Below are 20,955 nucleotides of genomic sequence, written 5' to 3'. Positions count from 1 at the left end.
CAACCGGACACAGCTCGCTTTCGTTCGGAGCTGACTCTTCCAACAAAAAAGTACATCCCGTTGAAGTCTACGCTCCAGATTAAAAAACAGGGGCCTGTCAGCCAGCATGACCGGTCTGCCCGCAGCGAACATCCATTGGCTCCATCCGTTATGCACGCCAGCCTCAAGTCAATCGCCACGTGGCCACCGTCCCGGGAAAATGCACGCACATTTACGCTGCTGCTATGTGTCTGCTCGACGCTCGGCAGTTTGCTGGCCTATGGCTTGTCCATTCCTTTGCCTCTGCCGTTGCTGGCGCTCAACATTGCTGCGCTGACCAGTGTTGCCATGCAGTACCACCTCTCGCGCAAATCCATCAAATTCCAGCCTCAGGAACTGGCCGACCGGCTGTTACAGGTTCAGGAAAACGAGCGTCACCGGCTGAGCCGGGAATTGCATGACGACATCGGTCAATTGCTCACCGCCGCAAAATTGCAAAGTGACTGGCTCAAACGCCGGATGCCCGAAGAACTTCAGGAGCAATGCTCGGTCCTCTGCGACACGCTGGAAGAAACCCTGACCAAAGTTCGTGACGTATCCGCCATTCTCAATCCCCGGCAGTTGACCAGCCTCGGGCTGGAGGCCAGTCTGCGGGCACACTTGCTCAAGACCCTGGCCAACACGCCGGTGCACTGGAGCCTGGAATGCCAGCAACGCCTGACCGGCATACCGGAGGAAATGGCCGTGGCAGCTTTCCGCATCACCCAGGAAGCGGTCACCAATATCCTGCGACATGCCCAGGCCAAGAACCTGCTGGTATGCCTGCAGCGCCTGCCCCAAGGCCTGAAGTTGCAGATCAGCGATGATGGCCTGGGCTTCGCGCCCGCAACAGACCCAGGTCGTGAAGGGCAACGCGGTATGGCCGGGATGTCGGAACGGATCGATCAACTGGGCGGCACACTGACCGTTACCAGCGAACCGGGCAAAGGCACTCAAATCGAAGCTCTTTTTCCCTGGGCGCCCCGCGCGCTCGAACGGGCCAGTTCGAATAAGGTTATGCATTGACTTGTAATTTACTACTGGTGGATGACCACTCGCTGATCAGGGCTGGCGTACGCGCCCTGGTAATGGATCTGCCCGGCTATGCGGTCATCGGCGAGGCCAATGATGGCTCGCAGTTGCTCGAAATGGTCGGGCATCTGTCCCCGGATATTGTCCTGCTGGATATTTCAATGCGTCACACCGGCGGCCTCGAAGCCTTGCAGCAGCTCAAGCGAGTGCGCCCGCAGAGCAAGGTCCTGATCCTCTCGATGCACACCGACCCGGCCCTCATCATGCAGGCGCTGGAGTCCGGAGCCCATGGCTACCTGCTCAAGGACACCACCGCGACTGAACTCGAGCACGCGCTGGAGGCCTTGCGCAACAATGAGCGCTATCTGAGCCCGGCCATTGCCCACACGGTGATCAATCAGGCGTTGACCCGAAACCAGAAGCACCAACCCGAACCTGCCGACTCGCACAACCTGACGGCACGTCAGCTGGAAATCCTGCGGTTGATCGTTCGCGGAAAATCCACTCGAGAGATCGCCAATGGCCTGGGGCTGAGCGTCAAGACCGTCGAAACCCACCGTTCGCAGATCATGAAGCGTTTGCAGATCTACGATGTGGCCGGCCTGGTGCTGTTTGCCGTGCGTGAACAAATCATCAGCCTTGATGACTAGGCACTTCACGGGCACGTAACAGCGGCGAATCATCAGGCAGATGCACGGGTAACGCCGCTGGGCGAACCGAGAAACACAGGTTGTCCCCCTTCAGCGGTTCACCATCAAGGTTGATGTAAAGCCCTTCCGAGACCTTGATCTCGACCCATGGCAGGTGCGCACGGACAAACATGCTGTCGATGCCAAAGCCTTCGGTCTCGGCAAAATACTGATATCCAGCAAACCATCATCTACCAGTGCCTGTGGGCACAACGCCCACCACCGGCCTGCCGGCCATTGCCGATGCCTTGCGATCGCCCATCAGTTCACTCCTGGTTTGAATGGCATCCGGGAGATGTTGACCGCGATGCCCCCGTCAAAAGTCGCAAGAAGACAAATTATTTCCCGTCGGAAAGTCTTGATCCCCCACACGACAGGAATTTTCTTACAAAGCGTGAGGAATCGGCTCAATTGACCGGAAATCTGAATTAGTAGACTTTTGGGGTTACCGCAGGACACCACAAGGACGTGCCATGCAAAGCCAACACCTCGGTTCACCGGCCATTGTAAAAAGTGCAGGCGATCGAGCTGAATGCGGCAGCACAAAAGCCACGGGAGAAATTGATATGGAACCTCGTGTTACCGAGTTGGAAGCACAACTCAAGTACATACGCAGGGACATGGACGAAATCCGGGTTGACGTCAAATCCATCGGGCACAGGCTTGCCTACTCCGCCTGCGGCACAGCCGTGATCCTTGGCCTCCTTGGCTGGATCGCCAATAGCCGTTTCGAACAGGTTGTTTCATTGTTTCTGGCGCATTGAGTTGCCATCAACACAAAACCCGGTTCAATCAACCGGGTTTTGCATGGCAAATCCGCTGAAGCTGTCAGCCCAGGACTTCGCTCAACGGAATGAAAAAAACGCCATCGCCCTGAACCAGCGTGCGACCTTCAAGGACTTCTACCAGTCCATCAGCCCAGGCAGCGCTACGCAGTACACCGGAACTCTGGTTTTTGTAGATCGTCGCCCTGCCGTTTTCCAGCCGTCCGCGCAAGTACTCACGCCGATTGCCAGGCTGGGGCCAGTCAAACCCTGCCGGTACCTGCACCTTCAGCGGCTCAACTTCTTTCACACCCTGACGGCGCAGGAGATAGGGTCTGGTCAACAAGGCAAAGGTCACGAGGGTCGATGCCGGATTGCCCGGCAAACCAATCACCGGCACACCGCGAAAATGCCCGAACGTCAGCGGTTTGCCGGGCTTGATGGCGAGTTTCCACAGCGTCAGTTCGCCCTCTTCGCGCAAGGCGATACCCAGAAAATCGGCTTCACCCACCGATACGCCACCGGTGGAGAGGATCAGGTCGACATCCTTCAACTCACCCAAGCGGGAACGCGTGGTTTCCAGATTGTCCGCAAGGATGCCCGCGTCGACGACCTCACACCCCAAACGCTGCAACCAGCTACACAACAACATCCGGTTGCTGTTGTAGATCTGTCCCGCTCCCAGCGTCTGCCCCGGTTCAATCAATTCGTCGCCAGTGGACAACACAGCCACACGCACCTTGCGAACGACTTCCAGCTCAGCGCACCCCAATGAGGCAGCCAATCCTTGCTCGATCGGCCCCAGCCGCGTACCTGCCGGCAGAATCAACTCGCCGACGGTCGTTTCCTGGCCTTGCGGACGGATGTTCTGACCTTGGGCCAAGGAGCCAGTGAAACGTACACGCTCATCCGCCTGAACCTCGGCGTTTTCCTGCATCTCGACGCAATCGGCACCGGCAGGAACAGGCGCCCCGGTGAAAATCCGAGCACAGGTTCCTGGCTGCAACGGTTCGGGGGCCTGGCCGGCAAACACCTTCTGACTGACCACCAACGGCTCTCCCGTCCAGTCGGCCATGCGCAAGGCATAACCGTCCATGGCACTGTTGGGCCAGGGCGGCAGATCAAGCGTCGACACCAAATCTTCAGCCAGTACACGCCCCTGTACCTGCGCCAACGGCAAGCGCTCACGCTCGACAATCCTTGAGGTCCCGGCCATTTCCAGCAGGCGCGCAAGCGCCTGCTCGACAGGCATCAGGCTGCCAGTCTTGCCAGGCTTACCCACGGGATTCACAAGGCGCCGCCTGTTTCAGGTGAGGCACGAAATTGCACGGGCGATGCCGCGAATCCAGCTGCTCGGCCAGTATGCCGTCCCAACCGGTGCGCACGGCATTGGTCGAGCCCGGCAAACAGCAAACCAGCGTGCCGTTGGCCAGACCGGCCAACGTCCGGGACTGAACGGTCGAGGTGCCGATATCGGCAACCGAGATCTGGCGGAACAGCTCGCCAAATCCATCAACCTGTTTATCCAGCAGGCAACTGACGGCTTCCGGTGTACTGTCACGCCCGGTAAAACCGGTTCCGCCGGTGATCAGCACAACCTGCACGACATCGTCGGCAATCCAGTTGGCGACTTGCGCGCGAATTTTGTAGAGATCATCTTTGAGCAACACCCGGGCTGCCAGGTAATGACCGGCAGCGGTCAAGCGGTCGACAAAGAGCTGACCCGAGGTGTCAGTTTCCAGTGTGCGGGTATCGCTGACAGTCAGCACTGCAATATTCAGCGGTGCGAAAGGTACATCAGCCTTGGCTTTCATAGGCTCGTCCAGTTGTAGGAGAAACAGCCCGGTGTTATATCACAGCGCTCCGTTTTTTCGCCGCTCCCATGGAGACCTGCCATGACCTCGAATTCACCATTGCCACCCTGTTCCATTCTGCTCCTGGCGGGCGGTCGCGGCCAACGTATGGGCGGTCAGGATAAAGGGTTGCTGGACTGGCACGGTGCCCCCCTGATTGCGCATCTGCACCGCAAGGCCCGCCCGCTGACCGATGACCTGATCATCTCCTGCAATCGCAACCTTGAAAAGTATGCGCCCTATGCCGACCAGTTGGTCCACGATGATGAAGGTGGCTTCCCCGGGCCACTGGCGGGTATTCGAGCAGGCCTGAAAGCTGCTCGCCATACCCATCTGCTGGTCCTGCCCTGTGACGTTCCGGGTATTGATGCGGCGTTGATCGGCAGTATGCGCGAGACCGCCAACCTGCATCCGGACAAGCCGCTGATGGTGCGACATGATGGCCACTGGGAACCGTTGTTGTGTGTGATTCCTGTGCTACACAGGGCAGCATTTGAAAATGCCTGGAACGAAGGTGAGCGCAGCCCTGGCCGGTTGATGCACAAGCTCGGCGCGACCGCGTTGCAATGCCCCGACAAGGATCCTCGGCTGGCCAACCTCAACACGCCGGAACTGTTAAGCGGTCATGACACTGTGTCAGACTGACATTGATCAGGAACTTGCGCAGACAGTGCACGTCTCAAGTTCAGTAACCAAAGAATTCTTATTCGGAGACACCCTCATGATTCAACGGCCCCTCGCCACTTTCATGCTCGCACTGGGCCTTGCAACCCTCGCCGGTTGCGCATCGCCTACGGTGATCACCTTGAATGACGGTCGCGAAATCCAGGCCGTCGACACGCCACGGTTCGACAAGGACTCCGGTTTCTACGAATTCGAACAACTCGACGGCAAACAGACCCGCATCAACAAAGACCAGGTTCGTACCGTCAAAGAGCTGTAATCCTGGCACTGCCAGATACGGAAAAGCCCGCTTGATGCGGGCTTTTTCATGCCTGAAGCACTGTTCTTCAGGGTTGCTTCCTGATCACCATTGCAGGGTGACTTCACTCTTGAACTCTCGTTCCTGGCCCGTGACCGGATCGATGAACTTCAGCCCCTGAGCCAGCAGTTTCAAGGGGTTGGAATAGTCATCCTGCGCATCCTTGAGCACCTCGGGGTAAAAAGGGTCGTTGCAGATAGCGGCGCCCAACGCCGCCATATGTACCCGGAGCTGATGTTTCTTGCCCGTCACCGGGTAAAGACCATAACGCCAGAGATCCCCCTGTTTTTCCCTGACTTCGACCGCGGTCTCGGTGTTGCTGACCCCCGGCCCCTCCTGCATGCGGAAGAACGGTTCGCCATCGACCAGTCGGCTTTTATGAACCAACGGGAAAACAAGTCCAGGCAACGCCCGTGCAATGGCCTCGTAGCGCTTTTCGATCTGCCGGGCTGGAAACAACGACTGATAAGCCGAACGACTCTGCGGATTGGCGGAAAACAGTACCAGCCCTGCGGTATGCCGATCGATGCGATGCAATGGCACCAGATGCGGATTGTCCAGGCGACGGATCAAGCGCCTCAGCAGCGTCTGTTCGACGTATTCGCCAGCCGGCGTCACGGGTAGGAAGTGCGGTTTGTCGGCCACCACCAGATGCTCGTCCGCGTACAGGATCGACTCGATCACCGGGATCGGCTTTTCATCCGGCACTTCGCGAAAATAATGAATCCGCAAACCTTCCTTGTAGACCAGATCGAGGGCAATCGGCATGCCCTGCCCATCGAGGACCCGGCCACGGGCGATTCTGTCCAGCCATTGTTCACGACCGATGGCGCTGAAATGCTCACACAGGCAATCGACAACGGTCTGCCACGGACCAGGTGGCAAGTAGAGCGTACTGGCCTGGCTGTGTGCCGCGGAAAAAGAAGAAGTGGACATACGAAAGCTCTAACCCTCAGTGCAGAGCGGCATTATCCAACAGCAAGGGGAATGAACCTAGAGGAGATTCCTCAAGCCGGGATCTGCCTGCGCGCCGTCGCTTCGGTGTACTCCTTGAGCCAGCGCAGTACATCGACCGCCTCCCAGCGAGCGGGGTCATACAGGGCGTACAACAATCCCTGATAACCCACGACATCGAGTTGCCGGTGATATCCCGCGCGTTGAAACAAGGCTTCGATTTCTGCGAAACAGGTATTGAAATGCGTTTTGTTGAAGGGCGTTTTCCCCTCGGTCACCAGACCATCCAGACGCAACTCCAGGACGGCCTCGCGCACGACGTCTGCGGACATCCGGTTCACGCTGTTCTTCAACTGTTCGACATTGACCACGATTCATCCCTCTCACGCCCGGGCTTGCCTGCTCGCTCCCGAAAACCGGCAACGGCAAGGCAGGCACCGCGAATAACTGTATACACATACAGTACCCGATCAATACCGAACAAGCCAAGGGGATCAATCGCAAAGCTCGACAGGCGGGACATTCCGCCAGCGCAAAAACCGCTTAACCCAGGAACGTCACCACCTCATCGGCACTGAACGGCCAGCCCAGTTCAGCACCGGTATCGACGCGTCGCAGCACCGGAATACGCAGGCTGTAAGCTGCGAACCACGCTTCATCGTCAGCGATATCCACCAGTTCCACCAGCAGACCGCGCTCGACAAACTCCATCAGCATGGCTTCGGCTACTTCACAGAGATGGCATCCAAGGGTGCCGAACAGCTGACATTCGGGAAGCATGAGCGCTCAACCAGATAATGAAGTGACCATTCTAGGCCTGCCCCGAAAAACCGTCGAGCCATTGAGCCCCCTGCCCTGATGCCCTCTGCAAAAAGATGGACGGCAAACCCTTGATGCCGCCGACGATGAAGTGACCCGAGTCAGTCCTGGCTCACGGCGCCGATCTTGTGGATCGACAGGTCCGCGCCGTAATACTCCTCTTCCTGGCTCAGGCGCAATCCATGCAACGCCTTGATCACGCCGTACACCGCAAACCCGCCGGACAGTGCCACAGTGACGCCCAGTGCAGTGCCGATCAACTGGCTGATCAGACTGACCCCACCCAATCCGCCCAGGGCGCTCTGGCCGAAAATACCGCAGGCAATGCCGCCCCACACGCCGCACAGGCCATGCAACGGCCACACACCCAGTACATCGTCGATACGCCATTTGCCCTGGGCCGCGGTAAAGCACCAGACAAACAGAGCTCCCGCAATGGCACCGGTGACCAGTGCCCCCACAGGATGCATCAGGTCGGATCCGGCACAGATTGCCACGAGCCCCGCCAACGGGCCGTTGTGCAGAAAGCCAGGGTCGTTGCGCCCGACAATCAGCGCCGCCGCCGTACCGCCAACCATGGCCATCAACGAGTTCACCGCTACCAGCCCGCTGACACCTTGCAGGGTTTGCGCGCTCATGACGTTGAAGCCGAACCAGCCAACAATCAGGATCCACGAGCCCAATGCCAGAAACGGGATGCTCGATGGCGCGAACGCGACCAGTCGACCGTCGCGATAACGGCCATTACGCGGCCCGAGCAACAGCACCGCCGCCAATGCCAGCCAACCGCCCATGGCATGCACTACCACGGAACCTGCGAAATCATGGAAACCGGCGCCAAAGCGCTCCAGCAACCAGGCTTGCAAACCCAGGTTGCCGTTCCAGACCATGCCTTCGAAGAACGGATAGACGAACGCGACAATCAACGCGGTTGCACACAATTGCGGGACAAACCGGGCACGCTCGGCGATCCCTCCGGAAATGATCGCCGGGATCGCCGCGGCAAAGGTCAGCAGGAAGAAAAACTTCACCAGTCCATAGCCATGGTCGGCATTGAGCACGGCTGCAGGTTGCATAAACGTCACGCCATAGGAAATCCAATAGCCTATAAAGAAGTAAGCCAGTGTCGAAACAGCGAAGTCGCTGAGGATTTTCGACAACGCATTGACCTGGTTTTTCTGTCGCACGGTTCCGACTTCGAGAAAGGCAAAACCGGCGTGCATGGCCAGGACCATGACCGCACCGATCAGAATGAACAGCGTGTTGGAGCTATGGACCAGGGTGTCCACAGCGCTTTGCAGATTTTCCATGGGATGGGCAGACCTTATGGCAGAAAAAAAGCACCAAAGCAGTTCGCGATGACCGCTCATGCACCAAGTTGCGGCTTCGAAGCATCAGCGGACCGATCTCGATTGAACCGTTTTGGCGCACGGACACCGTCCAGGAAAAACGCGCCCCGGACGTTTACGCGAGTTTTTGATTGTTGGTCCTGCGGTTTTACTGAAATCATGCCCGGCTATAGCGCAATGGTGCGCACCGGCGCACCACGACACAGCAAAAGTTGTACCAGTCATTTGTACTGAACCTTCGCCGAAGGCTCATACTCGAACGCATCAGAAAGCCACTTATGGAGATCCCCCATGGCCCGCATCCAGGCAAAGACTGCTCAAGAAATCCTGATGAACGACTTTCAGACACTGGTCAGTGACACCGAACGGTTGCTGGAGCACACCGCGACCCTGGCCGGCGATCAGGCCGACGAGTTGCGCGAGCAGATTCACGACAGTCTCTTGCGTGCCCGTGAAACCCTCAAATTGACCGAAGACTCCCTGCGCGAACACGGCAAGGCTGCTGTCACCGCCACGGAGGACTATGTCCAGGCCAACCCTTGGCAATCGGTCGGGATCGCGGCCGGCGTGGGTTTCCTGATCGGCCTGCTGGCTAGCCGGCGCTGATATGTCGATCGGTGAATCCGGCCCGTCTGAAACGGGAACCAGCTCCTCTTCGCGGCGCCTGGGTGCGGCCTTCCTTGGGTTGCTGCACAGCCATGTCGAACTGTTCGGCATCGAATTGCAGGAACAAAAAGCCCGCACCGTCAGCCTGTTGCTGTTTGCCGGCCTGGCGCTGGTGTTTGCATTGCTGCTGTTGGTAGGGCTGTCGACGCTGGTGCTTATCGTGTTCTGGGACACGTATCGCCTGGCCGCCATCATCGGCCTCTGTGTGTTCTACACCCTTGCCGCCATATTTTGTGGAATGCGCTTGAGAGCGGCGATTTTCGATGAGTCCTCGCCCTTCCACGGCACACTCGAAGAGCTGGCCAACGATCGGGAGCGCCTGCTGCCATGAGCCTGCCTGAATTGCCACACAACAGCTCACGCGCGGAAATGCGCAAGGCCCTGATCCGCCTGCGCATGGAAATGCATCGTCAGGAAATCCGCCACGAATCCGTGCAACTGCTGCAACCCTTGCAACGCGTGCGCGGGATGACGCAAAACCTGCAGGACGGTTTCGGCATCAAACACGCCCCGCTCTGGGGCGTGGCCGCCGTCACCTTGCTGGGCTTTCTGACCGGCAAGGGTGCAAAAAACGGCGGCGGTCTCAGCAGCCTGACCCGGCTGATCCGCCTCGGCACCACACTGGGGCCGCTGATCACACTGATCATGCAGGGCTCTTCACGCAAAGATTGATCAGTACCTTTCCGGCTGCATTCTTGCGACGTCGAAGGATGGCGCCCCTCTATCGAGGGGCGCCATCCCGTACGCCTGTCCGGTCAACAGGCACCCTCCAAAAACGAGACCTTGCCAAGGTGGCCTTGTGATCGACGGGCACCTGTCGCGATGCCAAGAGCAATCAGTACTGCCTGACCGCCGGGCAGTTTTCGATAATGGCGAACGCCTGCTGCTCATCGACATCGACGCCGCCGGATTGTAGTTCCGCTTGCAGGTCATGGCGCGAAACGGGAAGCTAGGCCATCAGTCACCCGACGGAGAGCCCCCGCCTTGGATTGGCACACCCTGCTTACTCGCGAACGTCTCGGAAAACCTCTGCACAGCCCTGAAGAACTCGGCCGCAGCCCTTTTCACAAAGACCACGACCGCATCATTTTCTCGGGGGCTTTCCGCCGCCTCGGGCGCAAGACCCAGGTCCATCCGGTATCCAGCAATGATCACATTCATACGCGCCTGACACACTCGCTGGAAGTCAGTTGCGTGGGTCGCTCACTGGGCATGCGGGTCGGCGAAACCATCCGCAATGCCCTGCCCGACTGGTGCGAACCCAGCGATCTGGGAATGGTTGTGCAATCGGCTTGCCTGGCACACGACATCGGTAACCCACCCTTCGGCCATTCCGGTGAAGACGCGATCCGTCACTGGTTCCAGCAAGCCGCCGGCCGTGGCTGGCTGGATGCGATGAGTGAAGCCGAGCGCAATGACTTCCTGAATTTCGAAGGCAATGCCCAAGGCTTTCGGGTACTCACTCAACTGGAGTATCACCAGTTCGACGGCGGCACCCGTCTGACCTATGCAACGCTGGGTACGTACCTGAAGTATCCATGGACGGCCAAGCACGCTGACTCGCTGGGATACAAGAAACACAAGTTCGGCTGTTATCAGAGCGAGCTGCCACTACTGGAGCAGATCGCCCATAAGCTCGGCCTGCCGCAACTGGAGGAGCAACGCTGGGCGCGGCATCCACTGGTGTACCTGATGGAGGCCGCCGACGACATCTGCTATGCGCTGATCGACCTGGAAGACGGCCTGGAAATGGAGTTGCTGGAATACGCCGAAGTCGAGTCACTGCTGCTGGGCCTGGTGGGCGATGACTTGCCGGAGACCTACCGCCAGCTCGGTCCCGGCGATTCGCGCCGACGCAAACTGGCGATCCTGCGCGGCAAAGCCATCGAGCACTTGACCAATGCCGCGGCACGCGCCTTCGTCGAGCAACAGGACGCGCTGCTGGCAGGTACATTGCCCGGCGACCTGGTGGAGCACATGCACGGGCCCGCCAAGCGTTGTGTGCTGAACGCCAAGGATATGGCCCGCAAGAAAATCTTCCAGGACAAGCGCAAGACCCTGCACGAGATCGGCGCCTACACTACGCTGGAAATACTGCTCAACGCCTTTTGCGGCGCAGCGCTGGAGCAACATAACGGTCGGACCCCGTCGTTCAAAAGTCGCCGCATCCTTGACCTGCTGGGCAACAATGCACCCGACCCTCACGGCCCATTACATACGTCGTTCTTGCGCATGATCGATTTCATCGCCGGCATGACCGACAGCTATGCCAGTGACATGGCCCTGGAAATGACCGGACGTGCCAGCCACTAAGGCACATCGACTGATCAGCCATTACGGCATACGTCATGGCTGATTCCCCCTTCAAACGCCAACAGCACTCAAGCTTCGTCGAATCGCCCTACAACATATGGCGAGCAAACTGATCGCCTGCCCGGCACTCTCGCGAAACAATCGCCCTCCTTTCTGTTCGACAGATGAAGTGCACCCCATGGCCGAAGACGATCTACGCATCCTCGTGGTGGAGGACCACCCCTTCCAACTTATAGCCACTCGATACCTGCTGGAAAGTTATGGCTTCACCCGACTGACAACCACCGACAGCGCCAAAGATGCCATGCAGCAAATGCTCGGGGCCGACCAGCCGTTCGACATCCTTTTATGCGATCAATGCCTGCCCGATCTGACGGGACTCGATCTGGTCCGGTTCGCCAGCCAGCGAGGACTGATCAGACAGGCGATCGTTCTGAGTAGCCTGACGACGTCTGAACTGGATGAACTTGTAAAAACGGCCACTGAGCACGGTCTGCCATTATTGGGTTACTTGATAAAGCCATTGAAACAATCTGAATTTAGAGACTTGTTGACCTCGGCACAAGTGTAGAAAAAAAACACATCTAAAAACCGAAAAACACACAACACAAAACTTACAAACAACTTCCTTTTAAAGCACCCACAAATGCCGAACCCCCTCACCCTTCCTAACAAGAAACCTCGTTAATGCGTAGCCCCATTCTTTTTAACCTGTAGGATTTCTCCTATATTATTGCTACAGCCCAGTCAGTTCATGCGTCCCTTCAAGTATCTGAGCTAAGGTGCGCGCTTTATTTGAGCTCGCATGGGACTTTATTATGAATTCCGTTTTTATTGTCGACGATCACCCGGTTATCCGCCTTGCCGTTCGAATGTTACTGGAACATGAAGGTTACAAAGTCGTCGGCGAAACCGATAATGGGGTCGACGCCATGCAGATGGTTCGCGAATGCATGCCGGACCTGGTCATTCTCGACATCAGCATTCCAAAACTGGATGGTCTGGAAGTGCTATCCCGATTCAACGCAATGAGTACCCCTCTTAAAACACTGGTATTGACAGCACAATGCCCAACACTTTTCGGCATTCGTTGCATGCAATCCGGTGCATCGGGCTATGTCTGCAAACAAGAAGACATCAGTGAACTGGTCAGCGCTATAAAAGCGGTATTTTCAGGTTACAACTATTTTCCGAGCGAAGCATTGAACCCCGTCCGCGGAGATGAAACACGCTGCATCGAACTGGAACTGTTCAAATCCGTAAACGACCGGGAACTGATGGTCTTGCAACTTTTTGCCCAAGGTCGCACAAACAAGGAAATCGCCAAGGGCATGTTTCTGAGCAACAAGACCGTGAGTACCTACAAAAAGCGTCTCATGCAGAAACTCAAAGCCAAATCCCTGGTTGAACTCATCGAGATGGCAAAACGTAACGCGCTAGTGTGAGCATCCGGATGCCCAGCCGTTTGAAGGTCTTTCTGGTTCAAGTGACCGCAGGTCTATGCGTGAGCACCTCGTTGTTCGGGGCACCGGGCAATGAACACTACACGCTGCTCAGCCGATCGAAGGCCGGGGCGCTGGAGGTTCGACTGGATGAATCCCAGCGACAATGGATAAAACGCAAAAATCAACTGACGCTCGGGACGTCAGCCCCGGACTATCCCCCTTTCGACCTGACCACCAGTGGCCAGGACTACGAAGGGTTTACCGCCGATTACGCCGGTCTTCTGGAAAAAACAACCGGGTTACCCGTCAAGGTTCAGCGCTTCGATTCCCGAGGGGCCGCGATCGCTGCACTGGAGAACGGCGAAGTCGATCTGCTTGGCACCGCCAATGGATTCGAAGCTGGTAATGCCGGCATTGCACTGTCCATACCCTATGCCGTCGATCAACCTGTATTGGTGACCCGTGAAGGGGAAACCCGTTCCCTCACCGATGGCCTGGCCGGATTGCGCCTGAGCATGGTGTATCACTATTTGCCGCTGGCGGAAGTCACCGCGTTGTACCCAAAGGCGATCATCACGTCCTATCCGTCCTACCAGAATGCGATCAACGCTGTCGCTTTCGATCAGGCCGACGTGTTTCTCGGTGACACCATTTCAACTCACTACATGATCAACAAGGGGTACTTGAACAACATCCGGATGGCCAACTTCGGTAAACATGAAGCCTTTGGTTTCAGCTTTGCCGTTAACAGGAACAACCCCGAGCTGCTTGGCATCATCAACACGATGATCAGGGCCATCCCCACCAGTGAACGAGAAAGCATCGCCAAACGCTGGAGCGCCGGTAGCGACATTCTGTTGACCGATCAAAAGCTGCAACTCACTGACCGGGAAGAACGCTGGCTGGCACACCACCCGATAGTGCGCGTCGTCGTCAACGAAGCCTTTGCACCACTGACGTTTTTCGATAGCAATGGCAACTTTCGCGGGGTCACCGCAGATTTGCTTGAACTGATCAGGCTGCGCACCGGCTTGCGCTTTGACATCCAGCACAGCCGCAGCGATGACGAGATGATCAAACAAATCAAGGAGAACAAGGCCGATGTAATCGCCCCATTGCTCCCCAGCGCCCAACGTCAAACCCAGCTGAACTTTACCCGCCCCTTCCTGGAAAATTCCTACGTCCTGCTGACCCGCAAAGCCGCCGACAGCCCGATCAACCTCGAGCAGTTGCTGGACAAGCGCCTGGCCATTGCCCGCGGCAATCCACTCATGGATTACCTGCGCAGAGAGTTTCCCCGGATCAGGTTGATCGAGGCCCCAGACACCTTCAGCGCCGTCCAGTTACTCGCCGAAGGTCAGGCCGAGGGGGCGGTGAACTCACTGATCATTGCCAATTACTTCATTTCGTCGCGGCTGTTCGAGCACACATTGCAAATCAGCACCACCATCGGCACCGAGCAGGCAGCGTTTTCCCTTGCCACCGCTCGGGGTGCCAAAGAGCTGAACGCGATCCTCGACAAGGCTTTACTGAGCATCTCACCGGAGGAGCTGGGCATCATCAACAGTCGCTGGCGCGGCTATTCGGCGTCCTCGCAAAACACTTGGCGCAACTATCAAAGATTGTTCTACCAAATCGTCTTCGGTGCAGGCGCGCTGCTGCTGATTTCCATTGCGTGGAACGACTACATGCGACGCCAGATCAAACAGCGCAAGGCCGCAGAGCGCGCGTTGAACGATCAGTTCGAGTTCATGCGATCGCTGGTCAATGGCACGCCCCATCCGATCTACGTACGTGATCGCCAGGGGCTACTGCAAAGTTGCAACGACAGCTATCTGCAAGCGTTCTGCGCCAAGCGTGAAGATGTCATCGGCAAAAGCGTCATGCAGGGATCGAAGAGCAATGTATTCGAAGCCCGGGAGTACCAGGCTGACTACCAACGCGTGGTGGCCGAGGGCAGACCGTTGATTGTCGATCGCGAGCTGCATATAGGTGGCCGGCGACTGACGATTTATCACTGGATTCTTCCCTATCGGGATTCCAGCGCAAAAGTGCAAGGCATTATCGGTGGCTGGATTGACATCAGCGAACGGCGGCAACTGCTCGATGACCTGCGTTGCGCGAAAGAACGCGCCGACAACGCCAACCGGGCCAAAAGCACGTTTCTGGCCACGATGAGCCATGAGATCCGCACGCCGATGAATGCGGTCATTGGCATGCTTGAACTGACACTCAAGCGTCTTGATCATCAGCACCCGGAACGTCCGACCATCGATGTCGCGTACAACTCGGCGAAAGGGTTGCTGGAGCTGATTGGCGACATTCTCGACATTGCCAGAATCGAATCAGGACACCTGAGCCTGAGCCCGGAGCGCGTCAATCCGGGTGAACTCGTGGCCTCGGTCGTGCGGATTTTCGATGGACTGGCACGACAGAAGGAACTCGAGCTGGTGCTGGAGTTTTCATCGGCCAACCCGACCTTCGATGTGTTGCTGGACCCCTTGCGCTTCAAGCAAGTGCTGTCCAACCTGATCAGCAATGCCATCAAATTTACGGAGCAAGGTCAGGTCCGGGTCATTGTCGACCTGCACTCGGCAACGCAACCAGAGCGAGTGCAAATGCGGGTGCAAGTTCACGACAGTGGTATCGGGATCAGCGAGCAGGATCAACAGCGCCTGTTCGAACCCTTCGCTCAAGCCGACAACGCCGTGCAATCGACCAGGGGGGGCGCGGGGCTTGGGCTGGTGATCAGCCGCAATCTCTGTGAAATGATGGGTGGCAGTCTGCAATTACGCAGCGAGCCGGGCGTCGGCACTCAAGTGGAGTTGCTGCTGCAGCTGGAAACGTTGCCGCGGCAACAGTCAGCCCAGGTGACCGAAACGCAAATCGTCATCGCCACAACCCCATTGAATGTTCTGGTGGTCGACGATCACTCGGCCAATCGTTTGCTCACGTGCCAGCAATTGGAGTTTCTAGGGCATCGATTTACCGTCGCGGTCGATGGCAAGGAGGGACTGGAGAAATGGAAAGACCAACCGTTTGATCTGGTGATCGCCGATTGCAACATGCCAGTCATGAACGGTTACGAACTCGCCCAAGCCATTCGCCAGCATGAACGACAAAACCATCGTCCTCCCTGCACCGTTCTTGGCTTTACCGCCAACGCCCAACCGGAAGAAGTGCAACGCTGCAAGCAAGCGGGAATGAACGACTGCCTGTTCAAACCCCTCAGCCTCGGTGCCTTGAGTCAATGGCTCGAGGGCATTGAACCTACCCACTCAGGCCCGGCGTTCAGCCTCCACGGGTTGAAACTGCTGACCGGGGGAAATCCAATGTTGAACCGGCGATTGCTGAACGAGTTGGTGAGCAGCAACCGCCAGGATCTGCAAACTCTGCTGTCGCTATCCAGCTCCGGGGATACGCAGACGCTGCAGGATATTGCCCACAAAATCAAAGGTGCGGCCCGGATAGTGCAAGCCTCCCGCCTGATCGACCGCTGCGAGGCACTCGAAACAGCCGGCCATGAGGATTTCGATCGCGCAACAGTGGCTGAATGCTGCAAATCCATGGAGCACGCCATGCTGGAGCTGGAGGACGCGTTACTACGTCAGATCGAGCATTATGACGAAGGCAAAGTGACAGAGCCTTAACTATGCTTGGACCCTCGGCAGGGTGTTGACCATCATGGAGAAACCCGCAATGCCTGACCCACTGTGCACGGATCCACGCCGGTTTCCACTGCATGTCCATATCAGCGTGATGTTCACCTTCTTGTTGTTGCTGACCGGGGTGGTGCTGGGTCTTTTCAACTACCAGCAAACCACACAAATCATACTGTCCAGCAGTGAAAAACTGTTCAACCGCATTGAGCAGGATGTCCGTCTGGACCTGCACGCAACCTATGAACCCATTCGTCATCTGTTGAGCCTGCTGGCACTCAATCCGGCAGGCCAGTCCCCTGATCTGGAACAACGCCTGGCACTGCTCGAACCGTTCAGCCAGTCACTCGAGAACAACCCCAATCTGGCTTCGCTGTACCTGGGCTACGACAATGGAGACTTTTTCATGGTCCGCCCGCTACGCACCCCAGAGGTCAAAGCCCTGGTCCGGGCACCGGACACGGCGGCTTACCAGGTCTGGAGCATCGAGCACAACAACAGTGGCCAGGCCCACTCCCAGTCTCTGTTTTTCGACCGGAACCTGGCACTTGTAAGCCGTCAGGAAAACCTGAACGACACGTATGACCCACGCAATCGCGCCTGGTTTATCAGTGCCCGCAGCGAAAATGACCAGATCACGACCGAACCCTATATCTTTTTTTCCACCCACAACATTGGCACGACGCTGGCACGACGCAATGGCGACAAGGCAATCATGGCCGCTGACCTGACCCTGGCCGAACTCAGCGCGACGCTGGCCAAGCACGTCGTGACCCCCAATACCGAAATCGTGCTGTTCGATGCCCAAGGCAATGCCATTGCCTACCCTGACAACCACCGACTGATCATCGATGATCAAACGTCCCGCCTGATCAAGGCGGCGGATCTGAGCCCCAGCCTGGGTGCGTTGCTCAACAGTCCCCCTCAGGGCAGTCGCCTGAACGCCAATGGCCGGCAATGGATCGTGGCCCGCAGCAGCATCCAGGAAGGTGGCCCCCAAGGCCTGCAACTGGCCCTGCTGGTACCGGAAGACGAGTTGCTCGTCGACGCTTACCGGATGCGCTGGCAAGGTGCGCTCATTACCCTGGCAACGCTGCTGTTATGCGTGCCGCTGGGTTGGCTGACATCAAGAGTCCTGGTCAAACCCTTGCGCGCCCTGGTGCAGGAGGCCGATGCGATTCGCAGTTTCGATTTCAATTTTCCGCTTTCCCGTCGCTCGCTGGTGCTCGAAATCGACCAACTGAGTGTGTCGATGGCACGAATGAAAGACACACTGGCGAGCTTCTTCCAGATCACTGACAGCCTCAGTGCCGAAACCCGTTTCGCCCCGCTGCTGGAGCGGGTGTTGTTTGAAACCGTGAAAATCGGCCAGGCCCAGGCCGGCCTGATCTATCTGCGCGAAGCTGATGGCCAGCACATGGAACCCCACGGACTGGTCATCAATAACACCGCCGAAAACCTGCCATCCTTCGACATCCACGGACACTCGCTCGATAACCCGCAAAGCCCCCCATGGCTGCGCCAGTTGGCAAACGTCGACAATGTCGTCAGTAACCTGGGTTTCGAGCAGGCGGGTGATCTGCAGAAAATCCTGCTCGCACTGAAAAGTCCTCGGGTCCACCTGATCGGAATCCGCCTGCACAATCGTCACAACGAAACCGTGGGCCTGCTGGTGTTGCTATTGGCCGACAGCGGCGAGCAGAGCGATCTGGACAAACTGAGCCCGGACCGCATTGCGTTTCTCCAGGCGGTGTCCGGCGCAGCTGCCGTGTGCATCGAAAGCCAGCGCCTGCAAGCCCGGCAAAAACAGCTGCTGGACGCCTTCATTCAACTGCTGGCCGGTGCCATCGACGCCAAAAGCCCTTATACCGGTGGCCATTGCCAGCGCGTGCCGGAACTGACCCTGATGCTTGCCCAGGCGGCGGCAGCCAGCCAGGAACCTGCCTTCAGCGCCTATCAGCCGACCGAAGATGAATGGGAGGCACTGCACATCGCAGCCTGGCTGCACGATTGCGGCAAGGTCACCACGCCGGAATACGTCGTAGACAAAGCCACGAAGCTGGAATCCCTGACCGATCGCATCCACGAAATCCGTACCCGCATCGAGGTACTCAAGCGCGATGTCTGGATCAGCTACTGGCAGGCCGTTGCCCTGGGTGGTGACGAGCAATCGCTGGCAGAGCTGCGCAATGCCAGCCTGGCCGGGCTGGATGATGATTTCGCCTTCGTTGCCCGCTGCAATCTCGGTGGCGAAGCCATGGCCGACGCTGATTTGCAACGCCTGCGCCGCCTGGCTGAACGCACCTGGACCCGGACCCTGGATGACCGGCTGGGCGTGTCCTGGGAAGAAAACCGGCGTCAGGCCCGAACACCCGCCCCCACCCTGCCCGTCAGCGAACCGTTACTGGCGGACAAACCCGAGCACCTGTTCGAACGCAGCGAAAACGAAGTGATACCGCAAGATAATCCCCTGGGCTTCAAACTCGACGTCCCGCCCCACAAATACAACCGGGGTGAGCTGTACAACCTGAGCATCGTCCGGGGCACCCTGACGAGCGAGGAGCGTCATGTCATCAATCACCACATCGTTCAGACGATCCTGATGCTCAACCATTTGCCGTTCCCCGGGCACTTGCGCAGCGTCGCGGAAATAGCCGGCGGGCATCACGAAAAAATGGACGGCAGTGGCTATCCGAAACGCTTGAAGCGAGATGAAATGAGCCTGCCGGCGCGGATGATGGCGATTGCCGATATTTTCGAAGCGTTGACTGCCGCCGACCGCCCCTACAAAAAAGCCAGGACCTTGAGCGAGGCGCTGGGCATCATGGCGTTCATGTGCCGTGACGCCCACATCGATCCGGAGCTGTTCGGGCTGTTCATCAAGGCACAGATCTATTTGCAGTACGCCAGGCGCTTCCTCGCCCCTGAGCAGATCGATGCGGTGGACGCGTCGGGCCTGCTGGCCAAGGCAGGCCTGGCGTCTTGATCAGCAGTCGGTCAGGCGCAGGAAAATCGCCGCCAGCTGTTCGATTCCGGCCTGGTCCTGTGCGCTGAAGCGCGCGAGTTTCGGGCTGTCCAGATCCAGCACGCCGATCAACCGGCCGTCCTTGACCAGCGGCACCACCAGTTCGCTGTTCGAGGCACTGTCGCAGGCGATGTGACCGGGGAACGCGTGCACATCTTCTACCAACTGAGTCTGCAAGGTGGCTGCCGCTGTCCCGCAAACCCCGCGCCCGAACGGAATCCGCACGCAAGCGATCTGCCCCTGAAACGGGCCCAGCACCAATTCCTCATTGCGATTGAGGTAGAAACCGGCCCAGTTCAGGTCATCGAGCTGATTGAACAGAAACGCCGAGAACTGTGCGGCATTGGCGATGAAATTCCGCTCGTCCGCCAGCAAGGACTCCAGTTGCGCGTGCAGCATGCCGTAGCCTTCGAGGCCCTGGCCGCTCTTTTGTAAATCGATCATGCCTTGTGCTCCAACAGTTTCAGCCCGACCCAATAACGGGCAAATTGATAAGCGCAACGTCCATTGCGATTGCCCCGGCCGGTGGCCCAGCGTACCGCCAGAATGTCCAGTTCTTCCGTGCGCTGCCATGCCAGTCCGGCCTTGCCGGCCAACTGGCCGATCCAGTGCTCGACGACGTTCAGGAAGTGTTCCTGGGTAAACGGATAGAACGACAGCCACAAACCGAAGCGGTCCGACAGCGCGATCTTGTCTTCCACCGCCTCACTGGGATGCAGTTCGCCGTCGACCCGTTTCCAGTTTTCGTTGTCACTTTCCTTTTCCGGCACCAGGTGGCGACGGTTGGACGTGGCGTACAGCAAAACGTTGTCCGGCGCCTGTTCCAGCGAGCCGTCAAGGACGCTTTTGAGCACTCGGTAATCGCCCTCGCCCGACTCGAACGAGAGATCATCGCAAAACAGCACGAAACGCTGGGGCAGTTTGGCAACCTGTTCGACCACTCGCGGCAGGTCTGCCAGGTGATCACGTTCAATCTCGATCAAACGCAAACCGGCCTGAGCGTACTCGGCCAACAAGGCGCGCACCAGCGACGACTTGCCGGTGCCGCGCGAGCCCCAGAGCAAGGCGTGGTTGGCGGGCATGCCATCGAGGAACTGTCGGGTATTGCGTCCAAGCTGCTCGACTTGCCGGTCGACGCCGATCAGGTCCGACAGGCGCATGTCGAGGCTGACCTCCAGCGGCATCAGATAACCGCCGCGCGACTCTCGCTGCCAGCGCGCGGCCAGGCATTGTGTCCAGTCGATGGCTGGCCGGGGTGCCGGCAGCAACGGCTCGATACGGGCCAGAACGGCATCGGCGCGTTCAAGAAAAGCATTCAATCGGGAATCCACGACTTCTCCTCGGGCACGTTCACAGTAATGATGGTGATACAGCGACGAAACACAGC

The 20,955-nt window shown here is 58.0% G+C and carries 21 protein-coding genes and 1 pseudogene; 13 read left to right on the top strand and 9 right to left on the bottom strand.

Annotated elements, in window-relative coordinates:
* The first annotated feature begins 150 nt into the window (after nucleotides 1–150).
* Nucleotides 151–1,044, top strand: a complete 894-nt coding sequence (locus tag RS887_RS17500) for a sensor histidine kinase (protein ID WP_322616353.1) — start codon at nucleotides 151–153, stop codon at nucleotides 1,042–1,044.
* Nucleotides 1,041–1,700, top strand: coding sequence for a response regulator transcription factor (locus RS887_RS17495; protein ID WP_007990177.1), 660 nt, complete (start codon nucleotides 1,041–1,043; stop codon nucleotides 1,698–1,700). Before RS887_RS17500 ends, RS887_RS17495 begins: the two co-directional genes overlap by 4 nt.
* Here the strand turns inward: RS887_RS17495 and RS887_RS17490 are convergent.
* Nucleotides 1,684–1,987: pseudogene (locus tag RS887_RS17490) on the bottom strand (lipid kinase YegS); the annotation flags it as partial. The gene RS887_RS17495 and the pseudogene RS887_RS17490 sit on opposite strands and share 17 nt — an antisense overlap.
* Before the next feature lie 225 nt (nucleotides 1,988–2,212).
* Between RS887_RS17490 and RS887_RS17485 the strand changes: the two are divergent.
* Entirely contained in the window at nucleotides 2,213–2,503 is a 291-nt protein-coding gene (locus RS887_RS17485; protein ID WP_322616305.1) for a hypothetical protein, read from the top strand.
* A gap of 64 nt (nucleotides 2,504–2,567) precedes the next feature.
* Here RS887_RS17485 and glp read toward each other — a convergent pair whose 3' ends face one another.
* Together glp and moaB are read right to left on the bottom strand one after the other, a co-directional pair.
* Nucleotides 2,568–3,794 (bottom strand): gephyrin-like molybdotransferase Glp, encoded by a 1,227-nt coding sequence (gene glp / locus RS887_RS17480; protein ID WP_322616304.1) that lies wholly within the window; start codon nucleotides 3,792–3,794, stop codon nucleotides 2,568–2,570.
* Nucleotides 3,778–4,317 carry a molybdenum cofactor biosynthesis protein B gene (gene moaB / locus RS887_RS17475; protein ID WP_008020368.1) on the bottom strand — a complete coding sequence of 180 codons (540 nt, stop codon included), beginning with the start codon at nucleotides 4,315–4,317 and terminating at the stop codon, nucleotides 3,778–3,780. Before moaB ends, glp begins: the two co-directional genes overlap by 17 nt.
* An 81-nt stretch (nucleotides 4,318–4,398) precedes the next feature.
* Here moaB and mobA point away from each other — a divergent pair, with 81 nt between their 5' ends.
* Both mobA and RS887_RS17465 read left to right on the top strand, forming a co-directional pair.
* The gene (mobA, locus tag RS887_RS17470; RefSeq protein WP_322616303.1) at nucleotides 4,399–5,001 is read left to right on the top strand and encodes a molybdenum cofactor guanylyltransferase MobA; all 603 of its coding nucleotides are present in this window, start codon (nucleotides 4,399–4,401) and stop codon (nucleotides 4,999–5,001) included.
* 76 nt (nucleotides 5,002–5,077) lie between these two features.
* On the top strand, nucleotides 5,078–5,299 hold the full coding sequence (locus RS887_RS17465) for a YgdI/YgdR family lipoprotein (protein ID WP_322616302.1): 222 nt from the start codon (nucleotides 5,078–5,080) through the stop codon (nucleotides 5,297–5,299).
* A gap of 84 nt (nucleotides 5,300–5,383) precedes the next feature.
* Here RS887_RS17465 and RS887_RS17460 read toward each other — a convergent pair whose 3' ends face one another.
* From RS887_RS17460 to RS887_RS17445, 4 genes are all read right to left on the bottom strand, one after another.
* Nucleotides 5,384–6,274 (bottom strand): pseudouridine synthase, encoded by an 891-nt coding sequence (locus tag RS887_RS17460; RefSeq protein WP_322616301.1) that lies wholly within the window; start codon nucleotides 6,272–6,274, stop codon nucleotides 5,384–5,386.
* Nucleotides 6,275–6,345: 71 nt separating this feature from the next.
* A complete protein-coding gene (locus tag RS887_RS17455) occupies nucleotides 6,346–6,663 on the bottom strand; it encodes a transcriptional regulator (RefSeq protein ID WP_322616300.1) in 318 nt (105 codons plus the stop codon).
* A gap of 172 nt (nucleotides 6,664–6,835) precedes the next feature.
* A complete protein-coding gene (locus RS887_RS17450; protein WP_322616299.1) occupies nucleotides 6,836–7,072 on the bottom strand; it encodes a glutaredoxin family protein in 237 nt (78 codons plus the stop codon).
* Nucleotides 7,073–7,212: 140 nt separating this feature from the next.
* On the bottom strand, nucleotides 7,213–8,421 hold the full coding sequence (locus tag RS887_RS17445) for an ammonium transporter (protein WP_322616298.1): 1,209 nt from the start codon (nucleotides 8,419–8,421) through the stop codon (nucleotides 7,213–7,215).
* Nucleotides 8,422–8,751: 330 nt separating this feature from the next.
* Between RS887_RS17445 and RS887_RS17440 the strand changes: the two genes are divergently transcribed.
* The 8 genes from RS887_RS17440 to RS887_RS17405 all read left to right on the top strand — a co-directional run bounded on the left by RS887_RS17440 (nucleotide 8,752) and on the right by RS887_RS17405 (nucleotide 19,529).
* A complete protein-coding gene (locus RS887_RS17440; RefSeq protein WP_008020361.1) occupies nucleotides 8,752–9,066 on the top strand; it encodes a DUF883 family protein in 315 nt (104 codons plus the stop codon).
* Nucleotide 9,067: 1 nt separating this feature from the next.
* Nucleotides 9,068–9,457 (top strand): phage holin family protein, encoded by a 390-nt coding sequence (locus RS887_RS17435; protein ID WP_322616297.1) that lies wholly within the window; start codon nucleotides 9,068–9,070, stop codon nucleotides 9,455–9,457.
* Entirely contained in the window at nucleotides 9,454–9,798 is a 345-nt protein-coding gene (locus tag RS887_RS17430) for a hypothetical protein (RefSeq protein WP_322616296.1), read from the top strand. Before RS887_RS17435 ends, RS887_RS17430 begins: the two co-directional genes overlap by 4 nt.
* Nucleotides 9,799–10,110: 312 nt before the next feature.
* A complete protein-coding gene (locus RS887_RS17425) occupies nucleotides 10,111–11,439 on the top strand; it encodes a deoxyguanosinetriphosphate triphosphohydrolase (protein WP_008020358.1) in 1,329 nt (442 codons plus the stop codon).
* Between the two features lie 178 nt (nucleotides 11,440–11,617).
* Nucleotides 11,618–12,010, top strand: a complete 393-nt coding sequence (locus RS887_RS17420; RefSeq protein ID WP_322616295.1) for a response regulator — start codon at nucleotides 11,618–11,620, stop codon at nucleotides 12,008–12,010.
* Between the two features lie 247 nt (nucleotides 12,011–12,257).
* On the top strand, nucleotides 12,258–12,884 hold the full coding sequence (locus RS887_RS17415) for a response regulator transcription factor (RefSeq protein WP_322616294.1): 627 nt from the start codon (nucleotides 12,258–12,260) through the stop codon (nucleotides 12,882–12,884).
* 8 nt (nucleotides 12,885–12,892) lie between these two features.
* Complete coding sequence (locus RS887_RS17410; RefSeq protein ID WP_322616293.1) at nucleotides 12,893–16,534, top strand: transporter substrate-binding domain-containing protein; 3,642 nt, start codon at nucleotides 12,893–12,895, stop codon at nucleotides 16,532–16,534.
* 49 nt (nucleotides 16,535–16,583) lie between these two features.
* Nucleotides 16,584–19,529: an HD domain-containing phosphohydrolase gene (locus RS887_RS17405; RefSeq protein ID WP_322616292.1), complete on the top strand. Its 2,946-nt coding sequence runs from the start codon at nucleotides 16,584–16,586 to the stop codon at nucleotides 19,527–19,529.
* Here RS887_RS17405 and RS887_RS17400 read toward each other — a convergent pair whose 3' ends face one another.
* Complete coding sequence (locus RS887_RS17400; RefSeq protein ID WP_322616291.1) at nucleotides 19,530–20,012, bottom strand: GAF domain-containing protein; 483 nt, start codon at nucleotides 20,010–20,012, stop codon at nucleotides 19,530–19,532.
* Nucleotides 20,009–20,899 carry an ATP-binding protein gene (locus RS887_RS17395; protein ID WP_322616290.1) on the bottom strand — a complete coding sequence of 297 codons (891 nt, stop codon included), beginning with the start codon at nucleotides 20,897–20,899 and terminating at the stop codon, nucleotides 20,009–20,011. Before RS887_RS17395 ends, RS887_RS17400 begins: the two co-directional genes overlap by 4 nt.
* Between the last annotated feature and the right edge of the window lie 56 nt (nucleotides 20,900–20,955).

Source organism: Pseudomonas sp. BIC9C, assembly GCF_034541995.1.
Taxonomy (GTDB): Bacteria; Pseudomonadota; Gammaproteobacteria; order Pseudomonadales; family Pseudomonadaceae; genus Aquipseudomonas; species Aquipseudomonas fluorescens_CC.
This window is presented reverse-complemented; position numbering and strand designations above follow the sequence as displayed.

Coding starts and splice junctions, on each gene's coding strand:
- RS887_RS17500 (WP_322616353.1), top strand. CDS start 151: ATGCACGCCAGCCTCAAGTCAATCGCCACGTGGCCACCGTCCCGGGAA.
- RS887_RS17440 (WP_008020361.1), top strand. CDS start 8,752: ATGGCCCGCATCCAGGCAAAGACTGCTCAAGAAATCCTGATGAACGAC.
- RS887_RS17435 (WP_322616297.1), top strand. CDS start 9,068: ATGTCGATCGGTGAATCCGGCCCGTCTGAAACGGGAACCAGCTCCTCT.
- moaB (WP_008020368.1), bottom strand. CDS start 4,317: ATGAAAGCCAAGGCTGATGTACCTTTCGCACCGCTGAATATTGCAGTG.
- RS887_RS17415 (WP_322616294.1), top strand. CDS start 12,258: ATGAATTCCGTTTTTATTGTCGACGATCACCCGGTTATCCGCCTTGCC.
- RS887_RS17485 (WP_322616305.1), top strand. CDS start 2,213: ATGCAAAGCCAACACCTCGGTTCACCGGCCATTGTAAAAAGTGCAGGC.
- RS887_RS17450 (WP_322616299.1), bottom strand. CDS start 7,072: ATGCTTCCCGAATGTCAGCTGTTCGGCACCCTTGGATGCCATCTCTGT.
- RS887_RS17445 (WP_322616298.1), bottom strand. CDS start 8,421: ATGGAAAATCTGCAAAGCGCTGTGGACACCCTGGTCCATAGCTCCAAC.
- RS887_RS17460 (WP_322616301.1), bottom strand. CDS start 6,274: ATGTCCACTTCTTCTTTTTCCGCGGCACACAGCCAGGCCAGTACGCTC.
- RS887_RS17400 (WP_322616291.1), bottom strand. CDS start 20,012: ATGATCGATTTACAAAAGAGCGGCCAGGGCCTCGAAGGCTACGGCATG.
- RS887_RS17430 (WP_322616296.1), top strand. CDS start 9,454: ATGAGCCTGCCTGAATTGCCACACAACAGCTCACGCGCGGAAATGCGC.
- RS887_RS17405 (WP_322616292.1), top strand. CDS start 16,584: ATGCCTGACCCACTGTGCACGGATCCACGCCGGTTTCCACTGCATGTC.
- RS887_RS17420 (WP_322616295.1), top strand. CDS start 11,618: ATGGCCGAAGACGATCTACGCATCCTCGTGGTGGAGGACCACCCCTTC.
- mobA (WP_322616303.1), top strand. CDS start 4,399: ATGACCTCGAATTCACCATTGCCACCCTGTTCCATTCTGCTCCTGGCG.
- RS887_RS17465 (WP_322616302.1), top strand. CDS start 5,078: ATGATTCAACGGCCCCTCGCCACTTTCATGCTCGCACTGGGCCTTGCA.
- RS887_RS17410 (WP_322616293.1), top strand. CDS start 12,893: ATGCCCAGCCGTTTGAAGGTCTTTCTGGTTCAAGTGACCGCAGGTCTA.